Source organism: Streptomyces sp. NPDC002513 (assembly GCF_053595355.1).
In genome coordinates, this window is sequence record NZ_JBSFXK010000010.1 from 76442 (window position 1) to 103010 (window position 26569).

The 26569-nt window shown below is 72.2% G+C and carries 22 protein-coding genes and 1 pseudogene; 16 read left to right on the forward strand and 7 right to left on the reverse strand.

Translation table 11 applies throughout. From position 1 onward, the window contains the following. Positions 1-26: 26 nt before the first annotated feature. From ACWD5Q_RS09865 to ACWD5Q_RS09890, 6 genes are all read left to right on the forward strand, one after another. Positions 27-2357 carry a GH92 family glycosyl hydrolase gene (locus ACWD5Q_RS09865; RefSeq protein ID WP_451426504.1) on the forward strand — a complete coding sequence of 777 codons (2331 nt, stop codon included), beginning with the start codon at positions 27-29 and terminating at the stop codon, positions 2355-2357. A 166-nt stretch (positions 2358-2523) separates the two neighbouring features. Beyond that, positions 2524-3882, forward strand: a complete 1359-nt coding sequence (locus tag ACWD5Q_RS09870; protein ID WP_451426505.1) for a wax ester/triacylglycerol synthase family O-acyltransferase — start codon at positions 2524-2526, stop codon at positions 3880-3882. Positions 3883-4051: 169 nt separating this feature from the next. After that, on the forward strand, positions 4052-5542 hold the full coding sequence (locus ACWD5Q_RS09875; protein WP_451426506.1) for an SDR family NAD(P)-dependent oxidoreductase: 1491 nt from the start codon (positions 4052-4054) through the stop codon (positions 5540-5542). A 97-nt stretch (positions 5543-5639) separates the two neighbouring features. Next, a complete protein-coding gene (locus ACWD5Q_RS09880; protein WP_451426507.1) occupies positions 5640-5873 on the forward strand; it encodes a hypothetical protein in 234 nt (77 codons plus the stop codon). 135 nt (positions 5874-6008) lie between these two features. Continuing rightward, positions 6009-6299: a hypothetical protein gene (locus ACWD5Q_RS09885; RefSeq protein ID WP_451426508.1), complete on the forward strand. Its 291-nt coding sequence runs from the start codon at positions 6009-6011 to the stop codon at positions 6297-6299. Next, positions 6296-7036 carry a nucleotidyltransferase domain-containing protein gene (locus ACWD5Q_RS09890; RefSeq protein ID WP_451426509.1) on the forward strand — a complete coding sequence of 247 codons (741 nt, stop codon included), beginning with the start codon at positions 6296-6298 and terminating at the stop codon, positions 7034-7036. The genes ACWD5Q_RS09885 and ACWD5Q_RS09890 overlap by 4 nt, the downstream gene beginning before the upstream one ends. Before the next feature lie 182 nt (positions 7037-7218). Here the strand turns inward: ACWD5Q_RS09890 and ACWD5Q_RS09895 are convergent, their stop codons facing one another. Both ACWD5Q_RS09895 and ACWD5Q_RS09900 read right to left on the reverse strand, forming a co-directional pair. Beyond that, on the reverse strand, positions 7219-8460 hold the full coding sequence (locus tag ACWD5Q_RS09895; RefSeq protein WP_451426510.1) for a glycosyltransferase 87 family protein: 1242 nt from the start codon (positions 8458-8460) through the stop codon (positions 7219-7221). Positions 8461-8601: 141 nt separating this feature from the next. Continuing rightward, on the reverse strand, positions 8602-9162 hold the full coding sequence (locus ACWD5Q_RS09900) for an inositol oxygenase family protein (RefSeq protein ID WP_451426511.1): 561 nt from the start codon (positions 9160-9162) through the stop codon (positions 8602-8604). Between the two features lie 479 nt (positions 9163-9641). Here ACWD5Q_RS09900 and ACWD5Q_RS09905 point away from each other — a divergent pair, with 479 nt between their 5' ends. The 5 genes and pseudogenes from ACWD5Q_RS09905 to ACWD5Q_RS09925 all read left to right on the forward strand — a co-directional run bounded on the left by ACWD5Q_RS09905 (position 9642) and on the right by ACWD5Q_RS09925 (position 15691). Further along, the gene (locus tag ACWD5Q_RS09905; RefSeq protein ID WP_451426512.1) at positions 9642-9818 is read left to right on the forward strand and encodes a hypothetical protein; all 177 of its coding nucleotides are present in this window, start codon (positions 9642-9644) and stop codon (positions 9816-9818) included. Positions 9819-10184: 366 nt separating this feature from the next. Then, positions 10185-10604 (forward strand): CBS domain-containing protein, encoded by a 420-nt coding sequence (locus ACWD5Q_RS09910; protein WP_451426589.1) that lies wholly within the window; start codon positions 10185-10187, stop codon positions 10602-10604. Positions 10605-10800: 196 nt separating this feature from the next. Continuing rightward, a pseudogene (locus ACWD5Q_RS09915) lies at positions 10801-11048 on the forward strand (carbohydrate ABC transporter permease); the annotation flags it as partial. Positions 11049-11098: 50 nt separating this feature from the next. Further along, entirely contained in the window at positions 11099-12376 is a 1278-nt protein-coding gene (locus tag ACWD5Q_RS09920) for a glycoside hydrolase 5 family protein (protein WP_451426513.1), read from the forward strand. A 294-nt stretch (positions 12377-12670) separates the two neighbouring features. Further along, positions 12671-15691 (forward strand): alpha-mannosidase, encoded by a 3021-nt coding sequence (locus ACWD5Q_RS09925; protein WP_451426514.1) that lies wholly within the window; start codon positions 12671-12673, stop codon positions 15689-15691. 124 nt (positions 15692-15815) lie between these two features. Here the strand turns inward: ACWD5Q_RS09925 and ACWD5Q_RS09930 are convergent, their stop codons facing one another. Beyond that, a complete protein-coding gene (locus ACWD5Q_RS09930) occupies positions 15816-16547 on the reverse strand; it encodes a FadR/GntR family transcriptional regulator (protein ID WP_451426515.1) in 732 nt (243 codons plus the stop codon). Positions 16548-16734: 187 nt separating this feature from the next. On the opposite strand from ACWD5Q_RS09930, the gene ACWD5Q_RS09935 reads away from it, so the two are divergent. Genes ACWD5Q_RS09935 through ACWD5Q_RS09945 form a run of 3 tightly spaced genes read left to right on the forward strand, consistent with a single transcriptional unit; the run spans position 16735 to position 19870 of the window. Then, complete coding sequence (locus tag ACWD5Q_RS09935) at positions 16735-18075, forward strand: L-fuconate dehydratase (protein ID WP_451426516.1); 1341 nt, start codon at positions 16735-16737, stop codon at positions 18073-18075. Beyond that, complete coding sequence (locus tag ACWD5Q_RS09940) at positions 18072-18827, forward strand: SDR family NAD(P)-dependent oxidoreductase (protein ID WP_451426517.1); 756 nt, start codon at positions 18072-18074, stop codon at positions 18825-18827. Before ACWD5Q_RS09935 ends, ACWD5Q_RS09940 begins: the two co-directional genes overlap by 4 nt. After that, positions 18824-19870 (forward strand): aldo/keto reductase, encoded by a 1047-nt coding sequence (locus ACWD5Q_RS09945; RefSeq protein ID WP_451426518.1) that lies wholly within the window; start codon positions 18824-18826, stop codon positions 19868-19870. Before ACWD5Q_RS09940 ends, ACWD5Q_RS09945 begins: the two co-directional genes overlap by 4 nt. Positions 19871-19928: 58 nt before the next feature. On the opposite strand, the gene ACWD5Q_RS09950 is transcribed toward ACWD5Q_RS09945, so the two are convergent. Continuing rightward, the gene (locus ACWD5Q_RS09950; RefSeq protein ID WP_451426519.1) at positions 19929-21353 is read right to left on the reverse strand and encodes a lipase maturation factor family protein; all 1425 of its coding nucleotides are present in this window, start codon (positions 21351-21353) and stop codon (positions 19929-19931) included. Positions 21354-21511: 158 nt separating this feature from the next. Here ACWD5Q_RS09950 and ACWD5Q_RS09955 point away from each other — a divergent pair, with 158 nt between their 5' ends. Beyond that, complete coding sequence (locus tag ACWD5Q_RS09955) at positions 21512-23584, forward strand: SpoIIE family protein phosphatase (RefSeq protein ID WP_451426520.1); 2073 nt, start codon at positions 21512-21514, stop codon at positions 23582-23584. A 36-nt stretch (positions 23585-23620) separates the two neighbouring features. Then, positions 23621-24481, forward strand: a complete 861-nt coding sequence (locus ACWD5Q_RS09960; RefSeq protein WP_451426521.1) for an Fpg/Nei family DNA glycosylase — start codon at positions 23621-23623, stop codon at positions 24479-24481. A 19-nt stretch (positions 24482-24500) separates the two neighbouring features. On the opposite strand, the gene ACWD5Q_RS09965 is transcribed toward ACWD5Q_RS09960, so the two are convergent. From ACWD5Q_RS09965 to ACWD5Q_RS09975, 3 genes are all read right to left on the reverse strand, one after another. Next, on the reverse strand, positions 24501-25160 hold the full coding sequence (locus ACWD5Q_RS09965) for a zf-HC2 domain-containing protein (RefSeq protein ID WP_451426522.1): 660 nt from the start codon (positions 25158-25160) through the stop codon (positions 24501-24503). A gap of 145 nt (positions 25161-25305) precedes the next feature. Then, complete coding sequence (locus ACWD5Q_RS09970; protein WP_451426523.1) at positions 25306-25818, reverse strand: hypothetical protein; 513 nt, start codon at positions 25816-25818, stop codon at positions 25306-25308. Between the two features lie 135 nt (positions 25819-25953). Beyond that, positions 25954-26499, reverse strand: a complete 546-nt coding sequence (locus ACWD5Q_RS09975) for a sigma-70 family RNA polymerase sigma factor (protein WP_451426524.1) — start codon at positions 26497-26499, stop codon at positions 25954-25956. Positions 26500-26569 lie beyond the last annotated feature (70 nt).

Consider the following 26569-nt stretch of genomic DNA (forward strand, 5'->3'; position numbering starts at 1 on the left):
TGTCGATCTTCCGGAGGTCTTCCGAGATGAGATGGACCCGGTGGCTGCGGGTGTGCGCCGTGGGCGCGGTGGCGGTCTCGGCGCTGTTCTCGCCGTCGGCCGGCGATGCCGCCGAGTCGGACGGCGGCAGGCTCACCGACCTGGTCAACCCCTTCATCGGCACGCAGAACGAAGGCAACGCCTTCCCGGGTGCCACCGTTCCCTTCGGCATGGTGCAGCTCTCGCCGGACACGGGTCACAGCACCGGCTACGACCACACCCAGCACCGGATCCGCGGCTTCTCCCTGGTGCACCTCTCCGGTGTCGGCTGCGCCATCGGAGGGGACCTGCCCGTTCTGCCGACGACGGGGGACGTGACCGAGACGGACTACGCCAAGTACGCGGCCACGTTCCGTCATGCCGACGAGCAGGCGAGCCCCGGGTACTACCGGGTCCGGCTGGGCAGCGGCGTCGAGGCCGAGCTGACGGCGGCCGCGCGTACCGGGGTGCAGCGGTACACCTTCCCGGCCACCGCCAAGGCGAACGTGCTGCTCAATGCGGGCCAGGCGCTGCACAAGAACGTTTCGTCCAGGATCGAGATCCTCGACGACCGCACGGTGCGCACCCAGATCACGGGCAGCGGCTTCTGCCGCTCCACCCGCCCGTACACGCTCTACACGGTCACCCGCTTCAACCGGCCGTTCACCGCGCACGGGACCTGGTACCAGGACTCGATCACACCGGGCGCGACCAGGTCGTCGGGTCCGGGGCGCAACGGCGCGTACGTCACCTTCGACACGACCGCGGATCGCACCGTCGAGGCCACCACCGCGCTCTCGTACGTGGACGCGCGCGGCGCCGAGGTCAACCTCACTACCACGCAAGGGCGTTCGTTCGACGACATCAGGGAGGACGCCCGCCGGGCCTGGGAGGACCGCCTGGACGCCGTCCGGGTCCAGGGGGGCGGCGACACCCTGCGCACCACGTTCTACTCGTCCCTGTACCGGTCCTTCCTGGCGCCGAACACCGGCAGCGACGCCGACGGCCGGTACACCGGCTGGGACCAGCGGATCCACCGGGCGAGGGGGTTCACGTACTACCAGAACTGGTCGCTGTGGGACACCTACCGCACCCAGTCCCAGCTGCTCGGCCTGCTCGCCCCGCGCGAGGCGCGCGACATGGCGATCTCCGTGCTCAAGATCGACGAGGAGGGCGGCTGGCTGCCCAAGTGGGGCTACGGCACGGTCGAGACGAACATCATGAGCGGTGACCCGGTCACCCCGTTCCTCACCAACGCCTATCAGCAGGGGCTGCTCAAGGGCTACGAGGAGCGGGCCTACCGCGCGCTCAGGAAGAACGCCGACGGCGTCCCGCCCGCCGACACCATGTACGTGGGCCGGGAGGCGAACCGCGAGTACATCGCGCACGGCTTCGCGCCGTACGTCAAGGGCCGGCCGTACACGAAGCCGGGCGACTCCGACTACCACCACGGCGCCTCCGTGACGCTGGAGTACGCGCTGTCCGACGCGATGCTGGCCCAGATGGCGCGCGGCCTCGGCCACCACGCGGACGCGGCGCGCTACGCGGCCCGGTCCCGCAACTACCGCAATGTCTTCGACCCCTCGACCCGCTTCTTCCGCGCCCGGGACGCCTCCGGCGCCTTCACCGGGCGGGCCGACCCGGCCCGGAGCGAGGGTTTCCACGAGGGCACCGCCTGGCAGTACCAGTGGCTCGTGCCGCAGGACCTGCGCGGCATGATCGGCCTCATCGGTGGCGAGAAGGCGGCCAACGACCGCCTCGACGCCTTCTTCGCCTACGGCCGGCTGCTGAAGGACCCGGCGGGGACCGCGCGGAACGTCTGGGTGAACGGCCCGTACGCGTACTACAACGCGGACAAGTACAACCCGCAGAACGAGCCCGACCTCATCGCCCCGTACACCTACCTCTCGACCGGCCAGCCGTGGAAGACGACCGACGTGGTGCACGCGGCGCTGACCCTCTTCACGGACGGGCCGACCGGCATGACCGGCAACGACGACCTCGGCACGATGTCCGCCTGGAACGTGTTCTCGTCGATCGGCATCTTCCCCATCCAGCCCGGCTACGGCACCTGGGGCCTGAGCACGCCCGTCTTCGACCGGGTCGACCTGGTCCTGGACCCGGCGTACTACCCCCGCGGCAGGCTGACCGTCACCGCGCCGGGCACCTCGGACAGGGACCGGTATGTGCAGAGGGTCCGCGTCGACGGGGTGGACCACGACCGGACCTATGTCACGACCGACATGGTGCGCCGTCTGGGCACGCTGGCGTTCACGGTCGGCGCGCGCCCGTCCGGGTGGGGTACGGCGCCGGCCGCCGCACCGCCGCCGCTGAAGTGACCCCGGATCTCACCTCGTATGTCCCATGACTTCCCCGGGTCCCGCCCTCACCGGAGGGCCCGGACTTCATGCGACGTTAACTGTACGTAGCCTGATCGTACTTGACCGTAATCATCTGTCGGAGGTTGACTTCTTGCTTCACCCCCCGTCGACGCGAGGCAAGCCATTGACTTCCGACCTGCTCGCACCACTCGACCTGGCGTTCTGGAACATCGAGTCCGCCCGGCACCCGATGCACCTCGGGGCCCTCGGCGTCTTCTCCTGCCACTCGCCCACCGCGGGCGCCCACGCCGCCGATCTCCTCGCGGCGCGCGCCGCCGCGGTGCCCGGCCTGCGCATGAGGATCCGCGACGTCTGGCTGCCGGACGTGCGTCTGCCGCGCCTCGCCGACGTCCGCCTCCCGCTGGCCCTCGGCGGCGCGGCCCGCGAACCCGCCCCCGACTTCGACCCGCTCGACCACGTGCGGCTGCACGCGCCCACCACCGACTTCCACGCCGCCGCCGGCCGGCTCATGGAGTGCTCCCTGGAGCGGGGCCGGCCGCCGTGGGAGGCGCATGTGCTGCCGGGGGAGTCCGGCACCAGCTTCGCCATCCTCTTCAAGTTCCACCACGCGCTCGCCGACGGACTACGAGCCCTGACGCTCGCGGCCGCGATCATGGACCCGATGGACCTGCCGGAGCCCCGCCCGCGTCCCCCGGCGCCCGCCCGCGGCTTCCTGCCCGACGTGCGCAAACTCCCCGGACTGCTGCGCGGCACGCTCGCCGACGTGGGCCGCGCCCTCGACATCGGGGCCTCCGTCGCGCGGTCCACCCTCGGCATGCGGACCTCCTCCGCGCTGGTCTCGGAGCCCAGCGGCACCCGCCGCACCGCCGGGGTCGTCCTCGACCTCGACGATGTGCACCGGGTACGCAAGTCGGCGGGCGGCACGGTCAACGACGTGCTCATCGCGGTCGTCGCGGGCGCCCTGCGCCGCTGGCTCGACGAACGCGGCGACGGCAGCGACGGCGTCGAGCCCCGCGCCCTGATCCCCGTCTCCAACCGCCGCCCCCGCACCGCCCACCCTCAGGGCAACCGGCTCTCCGGCTACCTGATACGGCTTCCGGTCGCCGACCCGGACCCGCTGGAGCGGCTGCGGACGGTGCGCACGGCCATGGACCGCAACAAGGACGCCGGCCCCAACCGGGGCGCGGGCGCCGTCGCCCTGCTCGCGGACCATGTGCCCGCGCTGGGCCACCGGCTGGGCGGACCGCTGGTCAGCCAGGCCGCACGGCTCTGGTTCGACATCCTGGTCACCAGCGTGCCGCTGCCCAGCCTCGGCCTGAAACTCGGCGGCAACCCGCTCACCGAGATCTATCCGCTCGCCCCGCTGGCCAGTGGCCAGTCCCTGGCGGTGGCGGTCTCGACGTACCGCGGCCGTGTCCACTACGGGCTCGTCGCCGACGGCCGGGCGGTCCCGGACCTGGAGTTGCTGGCCTGCGCCGTGGCGGAGGAGGTTCAGACGCTGCTGGCGGCCTGCGGTGCCTGAGGAGGCCCTCGCACGCCCGGCCCGTCCCGCTGCGGTGCGCCGCCGGCCGGTCACCGTCCGTCGTCGTGATCGGCGCGGGTTTGGCGACCCGGCCCGGCGCTCCGTAAAATTCCGCGTTCGAAGGCGAGCGCGGTCGGAGCGCCGCGGGTGAGCGAGGAACGGCAGCGCGATGACGGTGACAGAGGACGGCCTGGCGGGCGGCGGCTCGGCGGCCACGGACGAGGTGCCGTACGTGCCCGGCATCGACCCGGAGCGTCTGGCCGTCTGCCTGAGCGTGCTGGAGGAACTCGACCGGCTGGACGTCGACCACCCCGACGCGATCAAGGTGCGCAGGGCCACCTCGCACGTCTACCGCACGGTCAAGCAGCGCCGCCGCCAGGAGCGCCGGGCCGCCAAGACCGCCCATGACAAGGCGGTCACCGAGGCGACGGCGACCGGCTCCGCACAGCGCATCGACGACGAGACCGAGGGCATCCTGCCCTCCTCGGTCACCGAGGCCGGCCGTATCGCGGGGATACTCCGGCGCCCCCGCTCCTGCTACGTCTGCAAGACCCGCTATGCCGAGGTCGACTACTTCTACCACCAGCTCTGCCCGGCCTGCGCCGCGGAGAACCGGGCCCGCCGCGACGCCCGCACCGATCTCACGGGCAGGCGGGCCCTGCTCACCGGCGGCCGCGCCAAGATCGGCATGTACATCGCGCTGCGGCTGCTGCGGGACGGCGCCCACACCACCATCACCACGCGCTTCCCCCACGACGCGATCCGCCGCTTCAAGGCCCAGCCCGACAGCGACGAGTGGATCCACCGCCTGAAGATCGTCGGGATCGACCTGCGTGACCCGGCCCAAGTGGTGGCGCTGGCCGACTCGGTGGCCGCCGAGGGCCCCCTCGACATCCTGATCAACAACGCCGCCCAGACGGTGCGCCGCTCTCCGGAGGCATACAGCGAGCTGGTCGCCGCCGAGTCCGCGCCGCTGCCCGCGGGTGAACTGCCGGCCGCCGAGGTCATCGGCACCTTCGGCTCCGGCGCCGTGGCCGCGCTGCCCGTGCCCGGCGGCGGCGCCCTGACCGCGCAGGACGTCACCGACCTGGCACTGGTCTCCGGCTCGGCCTCGCTGGAGCGGATCGCGGCCGGCACGGCCATCGACGCGGGCGGACTCGTACCCGATCTCCACGACACCAACAGCTGGGTGCAGCCCGTCGAGGAGGTCACGCCGATCGAGCTGCTGGAGGTCCAGCTCTGCAACTCCACGGCCCCCTTCATCCTGATCAGCCGACTGCGCCCGGCGATGGCGGCCGCGTCGGCCCGGCGCACGTACGTCGTGAACGTCTCGGCGATGGAGGGCGTCTTCAGCCGCGGGTACAAGGGCGCGGGGCACCCGCACACCAACATGGCCAAGGCCGCCCTCAACATGCTGACCCGCACCAGTGCCGAGGAGATGTTCGAAAAGGACCGCATCCTGATGACCGCGGTCGACACCGGCTGGATCACCGACGAGCGCCCGCACCCGGACAAGGTGCGTCTGGCGGACGCCGGCTTCCACGCCCCGCTCGACCTCGTGGACGGCGCCGCCCGGGTATACGATCCGATTGTGCGCGGCGAGCAGGGCGAGGACCTGTACGGCGTCTTCCTGAAGGACTACGCGCCCGGCAAGTGGTGAACCGGGTCGCGATCCGGCAGGCGGTGGTGATCCGCCTCAAGGCGCGTAGGCCGGCGGCGGACGGGAACTCGCTCCCGGGAGACCGCAAGGAGTTCTCATGGCCTTTCCACACGAGATCGACCCGCGTGCCGTCGGCGATCCCCGCAACCGGTACATGAGCGACGAACAGTTCTACCGCTCCGACCGTCCGGCAGACGCCGTCCTGCCGGAGGACCGGCCACGCGGCGGCCGGCCGCCGGTCCCGCTGAAGCACCGTGGAACGTGGGGCACGGTCGCCTTCATCGCCTGCATCATCCTGTTGATCGCCGCCGGGATCGCTATGTTCCCGTGAGCGAGCGAACGCCACCGTTCCACGGGTGAACGGCGTGCGCCCCGGAGGCGGAGGACTCCGGGGCGCACGGCGCTGCGCGCACGCGTGCGGAAAACGGCTGGCCGGGAGCGCGCGTCGCCGGTTAGCGTCCCCGGCATGACCTGGCTTCCCGCTGACGTCGTCCGCCCCGCCCGATGGGCCGTGCCGGGCGGTCACCACCCGCGCCCGGTCACGGCTGCCGACACCGGCCCCGACCACCCGGCGGCCAGGGACTCACGGGAGCGGCCGTGGCGCCTCCACGGCGAGGCGGGGGACCGGCCCTTGCGGCAGTCGCGTCCCCGCGGACGTGACCTCTCCTGGTCGGAGCGGCCCGCCCTCCGGGACACCGGCCCGGCGGACTCCGCCTCCCCCGGCACCACCCCGCCGCAGGAGGGCGACCGACCATGACCGTGTGCCATGTCCTTCTCTCCGGCATCGTCGGCTCGACCGCCTACGGCCTCGCCCGCGAGGGCTCCGACGTGGACCGGCTCGGCCTGTTCGCGGTGCCCACCGAGCAACTGCACGGTCTGCACCGGCCGAAGGAGTCCCATGTCACCACGGCCCCGGACCACACCCTGCACGAGGCCGCCAAGTGGTGCCGGCTCGCTCTCGGCGGCAACCCGACCGCCATGGAACTCGTCTGGCTGCCCGCCGCGTTGTACGAGGTGCGGACGCCACTGGGCGAGGAACTGATCGGCATCCGCACGTCGTTCCTGGGCGCGGGGCGGGTCCGCGACGCCTATCTCGGGTACGCGACCCAGCAGTTCAGGCGCCTCGAAGCGCGCGGGGACGGTCCCCTCCCGGCGGACCTCCGCGCACGCACCGCCAAACACGCCCGCCACCTCAAGCGGCTGTGCCACCAGGGCCTGGAGCTGTACACGACGGGACAGCTGACGATCCGCGTGGAGAACCCGGACGCGTACCACGACTTCGGCGAGCGCGTGGCGGCGGACCCGTCGGCCGCGCTGCCCCTGCTCCGGTCCTACGAGAGGGCCTTCGACGAGACGCCCAGCGTGCTGCCGGAGCGGCCCGACGAGGCACCGGCCGAGGCATGGCTGCGCCGCGTCCGCGCCCACTTCTGCGCACCCGGGACCGCCACGGCCCCCTCCGGCCGTCCCCTCGGCGTCCCCGGCCAACGGCACTGACGCCGACCGGCGTGTGCCGACAAGGAGCGTCGTCCGCCCGAAGGGCGGAACCCGCGGCGTCCGGTGCGGTGCGTCGCACGACGGAGGGTCGTCCGCGTACGGGGCGTACGCGGACGATCCCGACAACGCGGCGAGGCGCAGCGTCAGGCGTCGCGGGCCGGGCGCCCGTTACGGTCGGAGCCTTAAACCCGGGCGGGGGAGCGGTCCGCGGGCATCCGGCCGGGTGCCCGGTCCGGGCTCGCGGCGATGGCGAGGAAGGACAGGCCGGCGCAGACGGCGTAGGCCGTGCCGGGCCAGGCCAGCAGCGCCGGGTACGGGCTCGGGTGCGGCAGCCGGTCCTCCGCGCGGATCAGCAGCGGGATCAGCCGGCCGACCGTGGCGAGGGCCCAGGCCGCCAGCGTGACCCGGTGGAGCATCCGCCGCCGGCCCGGTCCGTGCGCCAGCCACATCATCGTCGGCAGGCACCAGACCCAGTGATGGCTCCAGGAGATGGGGGAGACCAGCAGTCCGTACAGTTCGGCGGTGACCAGGACGCCGAGCAGGTCATGGCGCCGCACGGCGCTCCACAGGGCCCCGGCCGCCAGCACGGTCACCAGCACCAGTCCCGTCCACCAGGTCACGGAGGCGAGGGTGTCCGGGCCGAGAAGCCGGTCGAGCGCTCCGCGCAGGGACTGGTTGCGCACCGACCAGGCGGGGCCGATGCGCTGAGTGTCCCTCACCAGGCTGAACCAGTACCGTGCCGACTCCCGCGGGGCGATCAGCCAGGCCAGAGCCGTGGCCCCGACGCCCGCGGCGAGGGCCCAGGCCGCGGCCCGCCACTGCCGGGTCGCCAGCAGATACAGCCCGCCGAAGGCCGGAGTCAGCTTGACCGCGGCCGCCAGGCCGAGGGCCGCTCCCCGGGCCGCCGGCGTGAGCGGCACCGCGAGCGCCGCCAGGACCAGGGCGCACAGCAGCAGGTTGACCTGACCCTGGTCCAGGGTGTGGCGCACCGGCTCCAGCCACAGGCCGGCGGCGGTCCAGAGCAGGACACGGGAGCGCGGAGGCCGGTCGCGGCCGGCGCGCAGCAGTCGGCCGGCGCAGCCGGCGATCACCGCGAGGGCCACCACGGAGGCCGCCTGCCACAGGACGACCACGGCCGTCCAGGGCAGTCGCGCGAGCGGCAGGAACACCAGCGCGGCGAACGGCGGATAGGTGAACGGCAGCACCGGGATCGGCGGAGCGGTGTGCAGGTGGTAGTCGTAGAGGCCGCCGGTGAGGACCAGCGGGGACGCCTCGCGGTAGACGCGCAGATCCAGGGGGGCGGGAGGGGAGACGACGACGGCCAGCAGATGAAGAACCAGGGAGACGGCCAGGCACCACCCGGCGTGCCGGGTCATCCACGTGCCGATGACCCGGCCCCGAGCGGTTGCGTGGCGGCGGTGCATCCCGCTGAGTGTGGCACGGCCGGACGGCCGCCCAAGTCATTGCTCCGACCGGCAGCACGTCGCACGCCGCAGGTCGCGCGCTCGCCCTCGCCTGTCGTACGTCCGCGCCGCAGCCGCCCTCCCGGGGACCTTGAGCGGCCTTTAGTCCACGGCCCCCAGCCGGGCACGTCCCGCCGCCACCAGTTCGAGGACCGTGCGCCAGTCCTCCAGCACGCCGGCGTCCATGCCCCGCACCTTCGCCGTCTCGTCCGCCTGACGCAGGGTGAGGGCGTCGTCGGCCATCGGATCACGGGCGAACGCGGCTGCCTCCTGGGGCGTCAGCGGTCCGCTCCGCCGGGCCGGGGCGGGCGCGCTCCACGCGGAGCGACCGTGTACCGGAGAGGCTGCGGCCAGATAGCGCTCCGCGACGGCGTGCAGACGTACGAGACGGGAGACCCGTTCACCGAGCAACGGCCGCACCGCGTCGGCCGCCCGGTCCGCATGCCCGCTGTCGTCGTCCGTCCGTAGCAGCACCCCGATGTCGTGGACCAGGCCGGCCACCTGGAGTTCCTTGTCCGCGGGGTGACTTCGGCGCAGCAGGGCGGCGGTCTGCAGGGCGTGTTCGTGCACATCGACCGGCTCGCCGGCCCGGTCCGGGGTGTGCCGCGCGCCTTGGCAGGCGTGCAGCAGATCCATCAGCTCCTCGACGCTGCGCAGCTCCATGCGTCAGTCCTCCCGCGAGAAAAGCCGTTGCCGACGGTCAGCAGATCATGACGAGCTTGCGACTCAGCCAACGGGACCTGAACTGAGCACCGTACGCGCGGGCCCGGCATCGGCGGTGCCGGTGGCAAGGACGAGGACTGGGCCGAACGGGTGACGGCGAAACGGATGCGTGATGTCAAAACGGTTAATAACATCACCGGATGGGCGTGGGATGACCCACGATGGTTACCTGGTTGTTTCAGCCCCATCGAGCGGGCGTCTGCTCACTTGGTTAACCTGGACCGTACGGACAGCCTTTGGGTCCACCCGACCCACGGTCCGTCCCGGGACAAGCCAGTCACCACGGCCTGCTCTCTCAGGAGTTGCCGACGCCACCGCGTCCGACCTGTTTTCGACCCAGACCCGAGCGGGCGTCGGCGGTGCAGCGGCAGACTGGACCGGAACGTCCCGAGGGTTACCCGACACATAAGGAGTGCGCGGTGACACCGGAGAAGACGAATCGCGATCAGCGTCCCACGGAGCGCGGGGAGCGCGGGGGCCGTCGGACGGAGCAGAAGCTCGGCAGTCTCGACGTGTGGGCCAGGTCCGCCCCCATCCGGCTGGCGGGCTACGAGGAGGATCTCGCCGAGCCGCACATCCTGCCAAGTGTCGACTGACCTCACAGCACCGTCCTGATCGCCGACGGCATGGGCGTGTCGGACTCGCGTCCATGCTGATCAGGGAAGCGGCGGCCGGCGACCGGCCGCGCATCCGGCTCTTCCGGCACCGGATCGTCGCCGCCGCAAAGGGTGAGGCACGTGTAACGGACGGTAACTGTACGGCCTGTGTGTCTCCGTCTCTGGTGGTGCGGCGCAGGGTCCGGGCACGATCCGTGTTCGTGCGCAGACGGTCCGGGGCGCGCGGCCCGGTGGGGCGGGAGAGGCGCAAGAAACATCTGGAACGCGTGCAGTGTCCGGTCCGGCGGGTACTCGGGCCCTGAAGCGGCGGTGAACCGCACCGCCGCCCGGGAGGAGGGACCCATGATGGCCCGGCACGTACGCGACATCATGACCGCGCACCCCGTAACAGTGGAGCCGCGGACCCCGGTCGGCAGAGTGGCCCAGATGATGCGCGACCGGCACATCGGCGCCGTCCTCGTGACGGAGGGCGACGAACTGCGTGGCCTGGTCAGCGACCGCGATCTCGTGGTCCGCGCACTCGCGGAGGGCGCCGATCCGGGGGAGACCACGGTGGCCCGCGCCTGCAGCGAAGACCTCGTCACCATCACCCCCGACAAGGACCTCCACTACGCGGTGCGGCTGATGCGCGACCATCACATCCGCCGTATCCCGGTCGTCGAGGGCGGACACCCGGTGGGGATCATCTCCCTCGGCGACCTGGCCATCGAACAGGACCCGGGGTCGGCGCTCGGCGACATCAGCGCCGCGAGTCCGAACGCCTAGGCGTATCGATCACGAGCGAACACCAGCCCGGAGGCGCCGTACGCCGCCACGGCCGCAGCGCCTCCCACTGTCCCGCCGCCTCCGGCAGCGCCGTCTGCGACCCCGGCCGGCCGACGAGCCGGACCGCGCAGGGCACGCACGAACGTCAGACCGGCCACGGACGGCGCGCCGACCACGTCACCGACGTGCGCCCGCCCTCGCCGTCGTCGCGATCTTCGCGTTCATGTTCTCCTGGGACGACTTCCTGCGGCCGACTTCCTGTGGCCGCTGATCGTGCTGAGCGACCCGGCCAAGGTCACCCCGGCCATCGGACTCGACTCCCTGCGCGGCACCTTCGCCAACGACGAACGTTTCGTCGCCGCGGGAACGGTCATGGCGGTGGCACCGCTCCTCGTCCTTGCCGCCTGCCTCCAGCGGTACTTCTTCCGTGGTGCCGGCGAGGGAGGATCAAGGGCTGAACCCCCGTACGCGTCCCACCGTTTGAAGGAACCCGTATGCCTCGTGCCGTGCGCTTCGGCGTCAACTACACCCCGAGCGAGGGGTGGTTCCACCACTGGCTCGACTTCGACCTGGACTCCGTACGCGCCGACCTCGACTCGATCGCCGCGCTGGGCCTCGACCACATCAGGGTCTTCCCGCTGTGGCCCTACTTCCAGCCCAACCGCACCCTGATCCGCCCCCGCGCCGTCGAGCAGCTCGTCGCGCTCGCCGACGCGGCGGCCGAACGGGGCCTCGACATCACCGTGGACGGTCTGCAAGGGCACCTGTCGAGCTTCGACTTCCTGCCCGCCTGGACACGGACCTGGCACCGGCGCAACCTCTTCACCGACCCGGACGTGGTCGAGGGGGAGACCGCCTATCTCAGGGCGCTCGCCGGCGCGCTCGCCGACCGGCCGAACTTCATCGGCATGACGATCGGCAACGAGGTCAACCAGTTCGCCGCCGGCCCCCACCCCGACCCGGACCGCATCACCGAGGAGCAGGCCGGACGGTGGCTCACCCGGCTGCTCGCCGCCTGCGCCGAGGGCGCTCCCGGCAAGCTGCATCTGCACGCCTCGTACGACGCCGCCTGGTACCAGGACGACCAGCCCTTCACCCCCGAGCACTCGGCCCGCCTCGGGGACCTCACCGCCGTGCACTCCTGGGTGTTCAACGGCACCGCCCAGCGTCACGGCCGCACCGGCACCGCCACCGAGCACCACGCCGCGTACCTCGTCGAACTGTCCAAGGCATGGGCGGACGACCCGCACCGGCCTGTCTGGCTCCAGGAGGTCGGCGCCCCCGCACCGTTGATCCCCGCCGAGCACGCGGCGGCCTTCACCGAGGCGACCGTGCTGGGCGCCCTGGACTGTCCCGGTCTGTGGGGCGTGACCTGGTGGTGCTCGCACGACGTCAGCCGCGACCTCGCCGACTTCCCCGAACTGGAGTACGACCTCGGTCTGCTGACCAACGACCGGCGCCCCAAGCCCGCCGCCCGGACGCTCGCGCGGATCATCGAGGAGCACCGGGCGCCCGAGCCCGCTCCCCGCACCACCGCGCTGGTCGTCGACACCACGGCCGGCCGCTCGGTCTGCGCCCCCGGCGGAGCGGTCTTCGAGGCCTTCGCCCGGCTGACCGCCGACGGAGCCCGCCCCACCACCGTTCTCGCGTGCCGCGCCGACGACAAGGACCATCTCGCGGCCCGTGGCATCACCGAGGTCGTCACCCCTGACCAGACACCTCCTTCCCGCTCGCCGCAGGCGACGGCCGGCAGACCACGACCGTGCCGCTGACGGCCTGTGCGGCACCCTGCGTACCCTGGCCGTACGGCGCACGGGCGGCGGCCCGGGTGCGCCGACGGCTCGGCGGACTCGCGGTCCGGGACGCGGCGACCACCCCTGCCGGCGCGCCTTCCACGTCGGCGGGCTCGCCCCGGAGCGGAACGAGAGGGACGCACGGTTCGAACCGCGCGCGGTCGGGGAGCTCTACAACGTCTCGACGCACGCCACGACCACCCACCGCCGGTGACACGACCACCCCTCGTCGGTGACACCGGCACCCCGCACCCTCACCTCACGGAGCACCCCATGCATGACGACCGCACCCTGGTCGAAGCCCGTCTGAGGCGCGTCCTCGACGAGCGCATCCGCCCCGCCGTGTACCCCGAGTCCGTACCGCTGAAGGTGGCGGTGTGGCACGCGCCCGGCGAGCCCGTTCCGGTCGCCGAGGGCCTGGCCGCCCCGGCCGAGCCGATCGCGGTGGGCACGCGCTGGGGTGCCCCGTGGGGCACCAGCTGGTTCCGGGTGACCGGGACCGTCCCCGAGGCCTGGGCCGGAAAGACCGTCGAGGCGCTGCTGGACCTCGGCTTCGACGAGAACATGCCCGGATTCCAGTGCGAGGGCCTCGTCTACCGGCCCGACGGCACCCCGGTGAAGGGCCTCAACCCGCGCAACCAGTGGGTACGCGTCGGCTCCCCCGTCGAGGGCGGCGAGGAGGTCGACCTGCGGATCGAGGCGGCGTCCAATCCGGTCATCCTGGACTACCACCCCTTCCTGCCCACGCGGCTCGGCGACAAGGAGACCGCGGGCAGCGAGCCCCAGTACCGGCTCGCACGCATGGACCTCGCGGTCTTCGACGAGACCGTGTGGCAGCTCGTCCTCGATCTGGAGGTGCTCGGTGAGCTGATGGCGGAGCTGCCGGTGGAGTCCGGACGGCGCTGGGAGATCCTGCGCGCCGTGGAGCGGGCACTGGACGCGGTCGACCTCCAGGACGTGGGCGGCTCGGCCGAAGAGGCCCGGGCGCGACTGGCCGGCGTGCTGGCCGCGCCCGCCGCCGACTCCGCCCACCGCATCAGCGCCGTCGGCCACGCGCACATCGACTCGGCGTGGCTGTGGCCGTTGCGCGAGACGGTGCGCAAGGTGGCCCGTACGACGTCCAACATGACCGCGCTCATCGAGGACGAGCCGGAGTTCGTCTTCGCCATGTCGCAGGCGCAGCAGTGGGCGTGGGTGAAGGAGCACCGGCCCGAGGTGTGGGCGCGGGTGAAGAAGGCCGTGGCGGAGGGCCGGTTCGTGCCGGCGGGCGGTATGTGGGTGGAGTCGGACACCAACATGCCGGGCTCCGAGGCCATGGCCCGGCAGTTCGTGCACGGCAAGCGGTTCTTCCTCGACGAGTTCGGGATCGAGAACGACGAGGCCTGGCTGCCCGACACGTTCGGCTTCGCGGCCGGGCTGCCGCAGATCATCAAGGCGGCGGGCTCCAAGTGGCTGCTGACGCAGAAGATCTCCTGGAGCCAGACCAACAGGTTCCCGCACCACACCTTCCTCTGGGAGGGCATCGACGGGACACGGATCTTCACCCACTTCCCGCCCGTCGACACCTACACCTGCTCCATGAAGGGCAGCGAGATCGCCCACGCGGCACGGAACTTCAGGGACAAGGGGGTGGCCCGGCACTCGCTCGCGCCGACCGGCTGGGGCGACGGGGGCGGCGGCACGACACGGGAGATGGTGGCGAAGGCGGCGCGGCTGCGCGACCTCGAGGGTTCGGCGAGGGTGGTGTGGGAGACGCCGGAGCGGTTCTTCACCCGCGCGGAGGCGGAGTACCCCCACCCGCCGGTGTGGGTGGGGGAGCTGTATCTGGAGCTGCACCGTGCCACGCTGACCAGCCAGGCGAAGACCAAGCAGGGCAACCGGCGCAGCGAGCACCTGCTGCGGGAGGCCGAGCTGTGGGCGGCCACGGCCGCCGTCCGCACCGGGTTCCCCTACCCGTACGAGGAACTGGACCGCATCTGGAAGACGGTCCTGCTCCACCAGTTCCACGACATCCTGCCCGGCTCGTCGATCGCCTGGGTGCACCGGGAGGCCCGGGCGGCCTACGAGCGGATCGCCGCGGAGCTGAACGCGATCATCGAGGCGGCGCAGCGGGCGCTGGCGGGCGAGGGAACCGTGCCGCTGGTGTTCAACGCGGCGCCGCACGCCCGTTCCGGCATCCCCGCGGGCGGCGCGGACACCCCCGGCGACGCGGGCCAGGTGTCGCCCGAGCCGCGGCCGGACGGTGGCTTCGTCCTCGACAACGGGCTGCTGCGGGTGGAGATCGACGGCCGGGGACTGGTCGTGTCCGCGTACGACATCGAGGCCGGCCGCGAGACCGTCGCACCGGGGCGCGCCGCGAACCTTCTCCAGCTCCACCCCGACTTCCCCAACATGTGGGACGCCTGGGACGTGGACGCCTTCTACCGGAACACGGTCACCGACCTGCTGGACGCCGAGGAGGTCGGGCCCGGCGAGGGCGGCGGGTCGGTCCGGATCGTACGGTCCTTCGGCACCTCGCGCGTCACCCAGGTGCTCTCGCTGGCGCCGGGGGAGCGGCGGCTGGAGATCGACACGGAGGTGGACTGGCACGAGACGGAGAAGTTCCTGAAGCTGGCGTTCCCGCTGGACGTGCACGCCGAACGGTATGCGTCCGAGACCCAGTTCGGGCACTTCTACCGGCCGACGCACACCAACACCTCCTGGGAGGCGGCGAAGTTCGAGGCGTGCAACCACCGCTTCGTCCACCTGGAGGAGCCCGGCTGGGGGGTGGCCGTGGTGAACGACGCGACCTACGGCCACGATGTGACCCGCACGGTGCGGGAGACGGATTCCGGCACGACCACCACCGTCCGGGTGTCGCTGCTGCGCGCCCCGCGCTTCCCGGATCCCGAGACCGACCAGGGCGTCCACCGCTTCCGGCACGCCCTGGTGCCGGGCGCGTCGATCGGGGACGCGGTCCGCGAGGGCTGGCGGATCAACCTGCCGGAGCGCCGGCTGAGCGGCGGGCGCGCGGTGGCGCCGCTGGTGGGTGTGGCGGAGGACGCGGTGGTGCTGACGGCGGTCAAGCTGGCCGACGACGGCAGCGGTGACCTCGTCGTACGCTTCCACGAGTCCCGCGGCGGCCGTACGAGCGCCACGCTCACGGCGGACTTCGAGGTGGCGGCGGTGACCGCGACGGACCTCCTGGAGCGCCCGCCGGCAGTTGGGGGACCCGCGCCGGAGCGGGAGGGGAACCGGGTCACGCTGCGGCTGCGCCCGTTCGAACTGGTCACCCTGCGGCTGAAGCGGGCCTGAACGCGCCCCGGACACACCACGGGCTCGGCCCGTGGTGTGTCCGGGCCCCTTGCGGCCATGCGATCCGGAGGGAGCCGAGCGTGACCGACTCGCGTCACGTCCAGCGCGGAACCGACGCCGGCGGCTACGGGCGGAGCCGGCTCCGCAGCCACTCCTCCACCGCGCCCACGTGCGCGGCCGCCGCCGCCCGGGCCGCCTCCGGGTCGCGGGCGACCAGAGCGCGGTGGATCGCCGCGTGTTCGCGGCGGGTGCGGGCGAAGGCCCCCTCCTCCTGGTAGCCGCGCCAGACCCGGGCGCGGAAGGTGCGGGAGGACAGGCCCTCCAGCATGGCCGCCATCGTCTCGTTGCCCGCGGCGGCCGCGATCTCCCGGTGGAAGGCGAGGTCGTGGGCGAGGATCTCCTCAGGGTCGTCCGTCGCGTTCATCGCCGTCAGGTGCTTCTCCACCTCGGCGAGTCGGTCGTCCGTGATCCGGGCGGCCGCGAGCGCCGTGGCCGTCGACTCCAGGATGCGCCGGACCTCCAGCAGTTCGACCAGGCGCGGTCCCCGGGAGAGGTCCGCCACCACGCCGAACGTCTCCAGCAGGTCTCCGGCCTGAAGTTGGGTGACGTAGATGCCGGAGCCGTGCCGGGCCTGAAGCACACCGAGAACCGTGAGCGCGCGGATCGCCTCCCGCATCGAGCTGCGGGAGATGCCCAGCCGGGCTGCCAGATCGCGTTCCGTGGGCAGCCGCTGGCCCGGCTCCAGCCCGCCCTCGGCGATCATCGCCTTGATCCGCTCGATGGCGCGCTGTGTCACCGTGCCCTTCTGCGGAGCGTGCGCGGCGCCCTGCGCCTCCGCGGTCGGGGTGCCTTCCACGCCAGTCCTCCTGTCGCCGTGCGCCGTCGCAGTTTAACGAGGGATGTGGTCGGACCACTACGGCTCATCACTGGGAAATTCGGCGACGCAGGGTGTTGTGTGGGGCGAGTGGTCTGATAAATATGCCGGGCACCTGCTCGATCACGCTCGATGAGGAGCCAACAGACCCCGGACCGAAAGGCCTTCCGTGTCCCCCACTGCCGCCCGTATCACCGCGGTCGACACCTTCGACATCCGTTTCCCCACCTCACGTGAGTTCGACGGCTCCGACGCGATGAACCCCGACCCCGACTACTCGGCCGCCTATCTCGTGCTGCGCACGGACGCCGCCGACGGCCTGGAAGGACACGGGTTCACGTTCACCATCGGGCGGGGCAACGACGTCCAGGTCGCGGCGATCGAGGCGCTGCGCGGACACGTCGTCGGCAGAAACGTCGACGAGGTCTGCGACGACCCGGGGTCCGTCTTCCGCGCCCTGATCGCCGACAGCCAGCTCCGCTGGCTGGGGCCGGAGAAGGGCGTGATGCACATGGCGATCGGGGCCGTCGTCAACGCGGTGTGGGACATGGCCGCCAAGCGCGCGGGCAAGCCCCTGTGGCGGCTGCTCGCGGAGGCTCCACCACAGTGGCTGGTCAGCCAGATCGACTTCCGCTACATCACCGACGCGCTCACCCCGCAGGAGGCACTGGAACTGCTGCGGCGCGGCAGGCAGGGCGCCCGGGAACGCACCGGCCGGCTGCTGGCCGAGGGCTACCCCGCCTACACCACCTCCCCGGGCTGGCTGGGCTACGGCGACGACAAGCTCACCCGGCTGGCGGCGCAGGCCGTCGCGGACGGCTTCCGGCAGATCAAGCTGAAGGTGGGCGCGGACCTCGCCGACGACCTGCGGCGCTGCCGGGTCGCGCGGTCGGCCGTCGGCCCGGACATCCGGATCGCCGTCGACGCCAACCAGCGCTGGAACGTCGACGAGGCGATCACCTGGACCCGGGCCCTCGCCGCGTTCGAGCCGTACTGGATCGAGGAGCCCACCAGCCCCGACGACGTGCTCGGCCACGCGGCGATCCGCGCGGCCGTGGCCCCGGTGAAGGTCGCCACCGGCGAGCACGTACAGAACCGCATCGTCTTCAAACAGCTCCTCCAGGCCGGTGCCATCGACATCCTCCAGATCGACGCGGCCCGGGTCGGCGGCGTCAACGAGAACCTCGCGATCCTGCTGCTGGCCGCGAAGTTCGGAGTGCCGGTCTGCCCGCACGCGGGCGGGGTCGGGCTCTGCGAACTCGTCCAGCATCTGTCGATGTTCGACTTCGTCGCGCTCTCGGGCACCACCGACGACCGGGTCATCGAGTACGTGGACCATCTCCACGAGCACTTCCTCGACCCGGTGGTGATCCGCGAGGGCCGCTACACGGCACCCACCGCACCGGGCTTCTCGGCGGCCATGCGGCCCGGGTCCCTCGCGCGGTACACGTTCCCCGGCGGCACCTTCTGGGCCGCCGATCCCGACCGGAAGAAGGGACATGCGGCATGAGCGACTTCGAGGGTCTCACGGCCCTGGTGACCGGGGGCGCCTCCGGAATCGGACGGGCCACCGCGGACCTGCTGGCGGCGCGCGGTGCACGGGTGGCCGTCCTGGACCTCGATCCCTCACCGGTGGACAAACCGCTGCTCGGGTACCGGGCCGACGTCACCGACGACACCTCCGTGCGCACGGCGGTGAGCGCCGCCGTCGCCGACCTCGGCGGCCTGGACATCCTCGTCAACAACGCGGGCATCGGAGCCCAGGGCACCGTCGAGGACAACGACGACGACACCTGGCGGCGGGTGCTCGACGTCAATGTCCTGGGCATCGTCCGCACGACCCGTGCGGCGCTGCCGCGGCTGCGCGCCTCCGCCCACGCCGCGATCGTCAACACCTGCTCCATCGCGGCGACGGCCGGGCTGCCGCAGCGGGCCCTGTACAGCGCGAGCAAGGGCGCCGTCCTGTCGCTGACCCTCGCCATGGCCGCCGACCATGTCCGCGAGGGGATCCGCGTGAACTGCGTCAACCCCGGTACGGTCGACACCCCCTGGGTCGGCCGGCTGCTGGACGCGGCCCCCGACCCGGCCGCCGAACGCGCGGCCCTTCAGGCCCGGCAGCCCACCGGACGCCTGGTCACGGCCGCCGAAGTCGCGGGCGCCATCGCCTATCTGGCCGGTCCCCTGTCCGGCGCGACCACCGGTACCGCTCTCGCCGTGGACGGCGGGATGCAGGGCCTGCGGCTGCGCCCGGCCGGCCGGTGAACCGCCTCGGCGGGAGCGGGGCCGAGGTCAGCGCACTGGCCTTCGGCGCCGCCGCCATCGGCAACCTGTACACCGAGGTGAGCGAGGAGCAGGCGTACGAGGCGGTCCAGGCCGCCTGGCACAGCGGCATCCGCTCCTTCGACACCGCCCCGCACTACGGACTCGGCCTGTCCGAACGCCGCCTGGGCGCGGCCCTGCGCGCGTACCCCCGCACCTCGTACACGCTCTCCACCAAGGTGGGCCGACTGCTGGAGCCCGTGACGGCGGGCGGCGACGACCTGGCGAACGGCTTCGCCGTACCGGCCACCCACCGGCGTGTCTGGGACTTCAGCGCGGACGGCGTACGACGCAGCCTGGAGGACAGCCTGGAGCGGCTCGGCCTGGACCGCGTGGACGTCGTCTACCTCCACGACCCCGACGACCACGCCGAACAGGCCTTCCACGAGGGCTATCCGGCGCTGGAGAAGCTGCGCGCCCAGGGCGTGGTGCGCGCGATCGGCGCGGGCATGAACCAGACCGAGATGCTCACCCGGTTCGTCCGCGACACGGATGTGGACGTGGTGCTCTGCGCGGGCCGCTACACCCTGCTCGATCAGAGCGCGCTGACCGCCCTGCTGCCCGCGGCCGTCGAACGCGGGGTGTCGGTCGTCGTCGGCGGCGCCTTCAACTCCGGTCTGCTGGCCGATCCACGGCCGGGCGCCACCTACGACTACGCCGCGGCACCGGAGGAGTTGCTCGACCGCGCCCTGCGGATCCGGGCGCTCGCCGAACGGTACGGCACCACGGTGCGGGCCGCGGCGCTGGCCTTCTGCGCCGCCCACCCCGCCGTCGCGAGCGTGCTCGTGGGGACCCGCTCGGCGGCCGAGGTCCGCGACTGCGCCGAGCAGTTCGCGGCCACCGTACCGGCCGGATTCTGGCGGGAACTCAAAGACGCGGGCCTCTTGCCGGCCCAGGCCCCCGTCCCCGCCGGGGAACCGTCGGACGAGCCGGGGACGCAGCCGCGGGGCCGGGGACCGGCCGGGGAGGCCGAGGAGGTGTCATGACAGCCGACCTCGGCGACGGCGACCACGCACGGATCATCGAGGGCACCGCGCGGCACGGCTACCGCCGCTGAGCCATCGGGGCGGCCAGCCGGGTCGGCGGCAGATACTCGCGGACGTACGTCCGCTGCCAGCACGCCCCCGTCTCCCGCAGTTCGCGCCAGGTGGTGTACCGGTAGCGGTACAGACCGGCCCGTACATAACGCGGTGGCGCGTCCTGGGGGAACGGGGAGCGGCGCAGCAGCCGCAGCGTGTCCCGGTCGTTCTCCAGAAGGCCCTCGACCAGGCCGCCGAACCAGGACCCCGCGTACGCGGGGGAGAGCGCCGCGAACCACATCAGCCAGTCGAGCCGCAGATGGTACGGGGCGTACTGGCGCGGCCAGCGCCGCGGATCGCCCGGCTTGCCCTTGAACTCGTACTCCCGCCAGTCGGAGTCCTCGCGCGGCACCGCGTCCGCCGTGCCCTCGACCACGACCTCGTAGCGCGTCCGGCTCACGCTGCCGAACGCTCCGTACGTGTTGACGAGGTGCAGCGGGTCGAAGGAGCGGTTCATGATCTGGGCGCGGGAGACCATGTTGCGTACGGGGTGGTAGCTGAGGCACACCAGGCCCGCGGCGACCGCCGGCACCAGGACCTCGTACCACAGCGGCGGCCCGGACACCGGCGGGGCGGTGGTGGGGAACTCGACCGCCGACAGGGCCAGCACGATCGTGATCCAGTTCAGCCAGGAGAAGTTGCCGGACAGCACCAGCCACAGCTGGGTCACGATCATCAGGGACGCGGCGGCGGTCGCGATCGGCTGCGGGGTGAACAGCAGCACCGGGACGATCAGCTGGGTGACATGGTTGGCCGCCACCTCCGCCCGGTGCAGCGGCTTCGGCAGATGGTGGAAGAACCAGCTCAGCGGACCGGGCATGGGCTGGGTCTCGTGGTGATAGTCCAGACAGGTCAGCCGCCGCCAGCAGGCGTCCCCGCGGATCTTGATGAGCCCGGCGCCGAACTCCACCCGGAACAGGATCCAGCGCAACAGGAACAGCACGAGGATCGGCGGGGCGGCCTCGTCGTTGCCCAGGAACACCGCCAGGAAGCCGACTTCCAGCAGCAACGACTCCCAGCCGAAGGAGTACCAGGTCTGGCCGACGTTGACGATCGACAGATACAGCGCCCAGGGGAGCAGCCACAGCACCATCCCGGCCCACAGCGGCACCAGGGAGTCGAGCCCGGCGACCAGCGCCGCCGACACCGCGCACCCCGCCCACGACCAGGCGGCGAAGAAGCGATCCGAGTAGTGGAGGTGGAAGACACTGGGTGCCTGCCGGAAGGAGACCCGGGCGACGAAACGGGGCACCGGCAGCATCCCGCGCTCCCCCATCAGCGCACGGAACTGCAGGGCCGCGGTCAGGAAGGCGACGAGGTACACCACCGCGAGGGCCCGCTGGAAGACCAGCCGGCTCAGCCAGTAATCCGGTGCGACGAACCAGTCCACGGCGACCGCTCCTCTCCCTCCAGTGTGACCCCGGTACCCCGCGCGGGCCGGTGGGACCCGCACGGCGCGCGAGCGGCCCTGCCGCATCCCTCACCCGGCTCCACGGACAAAAGCAAACAGAACTCGAAGAATCGGGGAATTGCTGGCATGGTGGCCCCATGGCTGAGCGGGGAGCGAGCGCGCTGGCGCTCCCGGAGAACTGGCCGGTCCACCCGGACCCCATCCTGGCGCTCAATCGCATGGGCAGCTTCGACTGGGACCTCGACACCGGACTCATCCACATGGACGCCCAGGCCCATGAGATCTTCGACATGCGCCCGGAGGAGTTCGACGACTGTATCGCCACCCTCACCGACCGGCTCCCGCGGCACGAGAGCCAGCGCCTCGACATCCTGATCGCCCAGGCCATCAAGGACGGCAGCGAGAACTACGGCGCCTACTTCCGGCTGCGCTGCCGCGACGGCACCCTGCGCTGGGCGCACACCCAGGGCTACATCCGGCGGGACGGGACGAGCCGGGCGCGCCGTATCGTCGGCATCGTCCGCGACGCCACCCAGGAGCTGCGCGACAGCCGGGCGCGCGCCGACCAGGCCCTTCAGGACGAGGCGCTGCGCCAGCAGACGAACGTCGTCCAGACCACCACCGCGGCGCTCGCCCACGCCCGCACCGTCCAGGACGTCATCGAGGTCCTCAAGGACAGCCACGGACTCATTCACCTGGGTGTCGCCAGGCTGGCGGTGGGGCTGGTGGAGGCGGGCCGCGTCCGGCTGGTCGCCGAGGGGCCCTCGGGCAGCTCGGTACCGGGCACCAAGGTCACCCGCATCGACGAGCCGTTCCCCCTCAACGAGGTGGTCCGCACCCTCAGCCCCCGGTTCATCGAGTCCTCGCAGGAGTTCGCCGAGAACTACCCGATCCTGTGGTCACGCCTGACCGACCTGCACGTCACCTCGGCCGCCTATCTGCCGCTGATCGCGCAGGCACGTCCCATCGGCGCGCTGGGACTGCTCTACGACGACCGGCGCGGCTTCACCCCGGAGGAGCGCAACGTCCTTCTCGCGCTGGGCAGCAGCATCGCGCAGAGCCTCCAGCGCGCCATGCTCTACGAGCAGGAGAAGGACCTCGCGCAGGGCCTCCAGCAGACGATGCTGCCGCGTTCCATCCCCAGCGTGCCCGGCGCCGACGTCGCCGTCCGCTACCGCTCGGCGTCGCTCGGCCGGGACATCGGCGGCGACTGGTACGACCTGATCCCGCTGCCGGGCGGCCGGGTCGGCGCGGTCGTCGGCGACGTCCAGGGCCATGACACGCACGCGGCCGCCGTCATGGGCCAGCTGCGGATCGTGCTGCGCGCGTACGCCGCCGAGGGCCACAACCCGGCCACGGTGATGGCCCGCGCCTCGGTCTTCCTCAACGAACTCGACACCCACCGTTTCGCGACCTGCCTCTACGCCGAGGCCGACCTGTCCACCGGGGTGGTGCAGCTGGTCCGGGCCGGCCATATCGACCCGATGCTGCGGACGGCCCAGGGCTCCTGCCGGCCGCTGCCCGTCGACGGCGGGCTGCCCCTCGGCCTGTCCGCGGACTTCGGCCTGCTCGCCTACCCCGTCACCACCGTCGAGCTGGAACCGGGCCAGACCCTGCTGCTGTGCACCGACGGGCTGGTCGAAAAGCCGGGCACCGACCTCTCCGAGGGCGTACAGAGCCTTCAGGAGCTGGTCTGCATCGGCCCGGACGATGTGCACGACCTCGCCGACCTGCTCATCGACGCGGCCGCGAAACGGGGCGGAGACGACGATGTGGCCCTCTTGCTGCTGCGCCGCGGGGGCCTGACCCAGCGCACCGGGGGCCGTCTGCAGCACTATGTCGCCCCCGCAGACCCGGCGGCCCTGATCGGGGCCCGCCACATGATCCGCGCCGCCGTCCGCTCCTGGGGCGCCGGTGAGCGGTCCGACGAGATCGAACTCGTCACCGACGAACTGATCACCAACGTCCTCATCCACACCGACGGCTCCGCGATCGTCACTCTGCGGATCATCACGGGTCACGACCGCAGGCTCCGGGTGGAGGTCGAGGACTCCTCCAGTGCCCTGCCCCGCCGCCGTGACGCGGGCCTTTTGGGTACCTCGGGCCGGGGCCTGCTGCTCGTCGACCGGCTCACGGACGTGTGGGGAGTGGAGTCGCGCGGCGGCGGCAAGGTCGTATGGGCCGAGTTCAAGGTCGCACCCCGCCACTGACATGGGCGAGGGGGCGGCCGGTGGCACCCTGGACACATGCCGGAACTGCCCGAGGTCGAAGCCCTCAAGGACTTTCTGACCGGCCATGCCGTCGGCCACGAGGTCGTCCGTGTGCTGCCTGTCGCGATCAGCGTCCTCAAGACGTACGATCCGCCGGTCACCGCCGTCGAGGGCCATGAGATCACGGCCGTGCGCCGGTACGGCAAGTTCCTGGACCTCCAGGCCGACGGCCTGCACCTCGTCATCCATCTGGCCCGTGCGGGCTGGCTCCAGTGGCGGGACCGCCTGCCCGACGGCCCGCCCCGCCCCGGCAAGGGCCCGCTCGCCCTGCGGGTCGCGCTGGAGACGGGCGCGGGCTTCGACCTGACGGAGGCCGGCACCCAGAAGCGGCTCGCGGTGTACGTCGTCCGGGATGTCCAGGAGGTCCCCGGGGTGGCCCGCCTGGGTCCCGATCCGCTGGCCGACGACTTCGACGAGCGGCACTTCGCCCGGCTGCTCGAGGGCGAGCGCCGGCAGATCAAGGGCGCGCTGCGCGACCAGAGCCTGATCGCGGGCGTCGGCAACGCCTACAGCGACGAGATCCTGCACGCGGCCAGGATGTCCCCGTTCAAGCTGGCGTCGTCGCTGTCGCCCGAGGAGACCCGGCGCCTGTACGAGGCGCTGCGCACCACGCTCGCGGAGGCGGTCGAGCGCTCACGCGGGGTGGCCGCCGGGCGGCTGAAGGCGGAGAAGAAGAGCGGCCTCAGGGTCCACGGCCGCACGGGAGAGCTTTGCCCGGTGTGCGGTGACACCATCCGTGAGGTGTCCTTCAGCGACTCCTCGCTGCAGTACTGCCCGACGTGCCAGACCGGCGGAAAGCCGCTCGCGGACCGCAGGATGTCACGGCTGCTGAAGTAGCCGCCGACGGGAGGACGGGTCAGCGGGACCGCAGCGTGACCAGGTGCTGTCCGTCCCTGGTCCGCACGTCGTAGTGGTCGATCTGCCGCGCGGTGAGGGCCGCGCCGCCCTGCACGGTGGTCGCCGTGCCGTCGTCCGAGGGCACCATCCAGCTCGTCACCGTCTGCTCCGAGCCGTCCGTGGCGACGGCGACGAGCCGGCAGGGATGCGGCCCCGACCTGTCCTTGATCGTCACAGCGATCTGGCTGCCCCAGACCCGGTCCTGCGTGTTGATCCGCGCCCACACCCCCGTGTCCGGGTCGGTCGCGGTCACCGCCGTCGCGGCCGGGGAAGAGTCGTGCCGGCCGGCGACCGTCGCCACCGAGGGCCCGCCGACCGCGAGCACCACGGACGCCGCGAGCGCGTACAGCCGGCGCCTGCGCCGGCTGCGGTGCTTGCCCGTCACCTCCTGAAGCAGCCGCTCCAGCAGCCGCGGCCCAGGGGACGCGCAGGGGTGCACCGACCGCGGGGTCGCCTGCCGGTACAGCATCAACTGCCGTGCGGCGGGCCGGAACTCGGTCACATGCGCCGCACATCTCGGGCACTCCATGAGGTGGTCCTCGAAGCGGAAGGCTTCCGCCTCGTCCAGCACGCCGAGCGCGTAGGCGCCGGCGTCGCGATGGTTTTCCAGGGACCTCATAGCAAATCCTCATGCCGGTGAGCGGGGTGGGGGATGGTGCTGCTGTTGCCCACCGGTACGGGCCAGGCGGCCGATTCGCTCAAGCCCGTTACCGAATCGCGGCCAAGACCTTCGGAGCCGTCGGCCCCGCGGATTGGTCCGATCTTCAGAAAAGATGAATGGCGAGATGTCCCAGGGGGAGCCCGAGCTGCCAGGCTCGCGTCCAGACCTGGGGGCCGTCGTCCTCGCCGGCCGCCGGGGAGCCGGGCACCGCGTCCAGGTCAGGGGCGAGCAGCTCGGTCTCCTCCAGCCAGCGCCAGGCCGCCGAGGCGAGGTCCAGGTCCGGTGCCGGGCCGCTTGAGCGGGCCGCCTCGCCGGCCAGCTGCGCCATCCGCTCGCGCACCCAGTCCTCCCACGGCTGGTCGTACGCCGTCAGGGAAAGCCAGGTCTCCAGCTGGGAGACGACCTGGATGCCGGGCAGCTCCCCGCCGGTGTCGGACAGGAAGATGGTCAGTGCCAGGGCGTCGCGCCCGGCGCGGAACTCGAAGGACGTGGGCGGCATCAGGTCGCCGGTGCGCAGCAGTTCGTCCGCGATGTACTCGGCGTACAGCCACGCCATGGGGACGGTGAGGTCACCGCCGCCGGTGCCGTCCGCGCTCTCCTGTCCTCTGTGCAGCATCCCTGCCTGCCTTCCTCCGGTACGTGCGCGCCGCCCGATCCCGGGCCCCGCTCCGGAACACGGATGAGGCAAGCTGATTGCTCAACCATGGTCCACGGCAAGGCGCTTTACGGAGGCTTGACTCGGCCTTCTGTTTCACCGCAGGTCGGCCGCGTATCCCGGAAGAACTCGGCGCAGAGCGCGCAGCGCGTAGTACGCGCGGGACTTCACCGTACCGGGCGGGATCCCCAGGTCACGGGCGGCCTCCGCCACACTCGCCCCGCGGAAGTACACCTGCACCAGGACTTCCCTGTGCTCGGGAGTGAGTGTCTTCACAGCCTCCCGCACATCGAGCATCGCGGCGGACCGCTCCGCGTGGTCGGCTACCACGCGTGCGCTCTCCGGGACGCGGTCCCCGACCTCGGCGGGACGCGCCTGGCGGGCCCGGCGCGCGTCGATGGCGAGCCGCCTGCCGACGGTGAGCAGCCAGGGGCGCACGGAGTCGAATTCATGCGCGCGGAGCGCTTCGGGGTGTTGCCAGGCGCGTACGAGCGTCTCCTGCACCAGATCCTCGGCGCGCTGCCGGTCCCCGTCGCAGAGCCTGAGCAGGAACGCGAAGAGGGGCCGGCCGTGCTCGCGCTGGAGCGCGGCCAGCTCGTGCTCGGCGGTCGTCCTGGGGGGAGTGCTGGTTGCGGCCGTCATGCGCGTATGGCAACGCGGTCCGCGCCCCCGGGACAGGGCGCGCACCGGACCGTGCGGTGGACGGTCGCTG

Coding starts and splice junctions, on each gene's coding strand:
- ACWD5Q_RS09865 (WP_451426504.1), top strand. CDS start 27: ATGAGATGGACCCGGTGGCTGCGGGTGTGCGCCGTGGGCGCGGTGGCG.
- ACWD5Q_RS09875 (WP_451426506.1), top strand. CDS start 4,052: ATGACGGTGACAGAGGACGGCCTGGCGGGCGGCGGCTCGGCGGCCACG.
- ACWD5Q_RS09880 (WP_451426507.1), top strand. CDS start 5,640: ATGGCCTTTCCACACGAGATCGACCCGCGTGCCGTCGGCGATCCCCGC.
- ACWD5Q_RS09885 (WP_451426508.1), top strand. CDS start 6,009: ATGACCTGGCTTCCCGCTGACGTCGTCCGCCCCGCCCGATGGGCCGTG.
- ACWD5Q_RS09890 (WP_451426509.1), top strand. CDS start 6,296: ATGACCGTGTGCCATGTCCTTCTCTCCGGCATCGTCGGCTCGACCGCC.
- ACWD5Q_RS09895 (WP_451426510.1), bottom strand. CDS start 8,460: ATGCACCGCCGCCACGCAACCGCTCGGGGCCGGGTCATCGGCACGTGG.
- ACWD5Q_RS09900 (WP_451426511.1), bottom strand. CDS start 9,162: ATGGAGCTGCGCAGCGTCGAGGAGCTGATGGATCTGCTGCACGCCTGC.
- ACWD5Q_RS09910 (WP_451426589.1), top strand. CDS start 10,185: ATGGCCCGGCACGTACGCGACATCATGACCGCGCACCCCGTAACAGTG.
- ACWD5Q_RS09920 (WP_451426513.1), top strand. CDS start 11,099: ATGCCTCGTGCCGTGCGCTTCGGCGTCAACTACACCCCGAGCGAGGGG.
- ACWD5Q_RS09925 (WP_451426514.1), top strand. CDS start 12,671: ATGCATGACGACCGCACCCTGGTCGAAGCCCGTCTGAGGCGCGTCCTC.
- ACWD5Q_RS09940 (WP_451426517.1), top strand. CDS start 18,072: ATGAGCGACTTCGAGGGTCTCACGGCCCTGGTGACCGGGGGCGCCTCC.
- ACWD5Q_RS09955 (WP_451426520.1), top strand. CDS start 21,512: ATGGCTGAGCGGGGAGCGAGCGCGCTGGCGCTCCCGGAGAACTGGCCG.
- ACWD5Q_RS09960 (WP_451426521.1), top strand. CDS start 23,621: ATGCCGGAACTGCCCGAGGTCGAAGCCCTCAAGGACTTTCTGACCGGC.
- ACWD5Q_RS09965 (WP_451426522.1), bottom strand. CDS start 25,160: ATGAGGTCCCTGGAAAACCATCGCGACGCCGGCGCCTACGCGCTCGGC.
- ACWD5Q_RS09970 (WP_451426523.1), bottom strand. CDS start 25,818: ATGCTGCACAGAGGACAGGAGAGCGCGGACGGCACCGGCGGCGGTGAC.
- ACWD5Q_RS09975 (WP_451426524.1), bottom strand. CDS start 26,499: ATGACGGCCGCAACCAGCACTCCCCCCAGGACGACCGCCGAGCACGAG.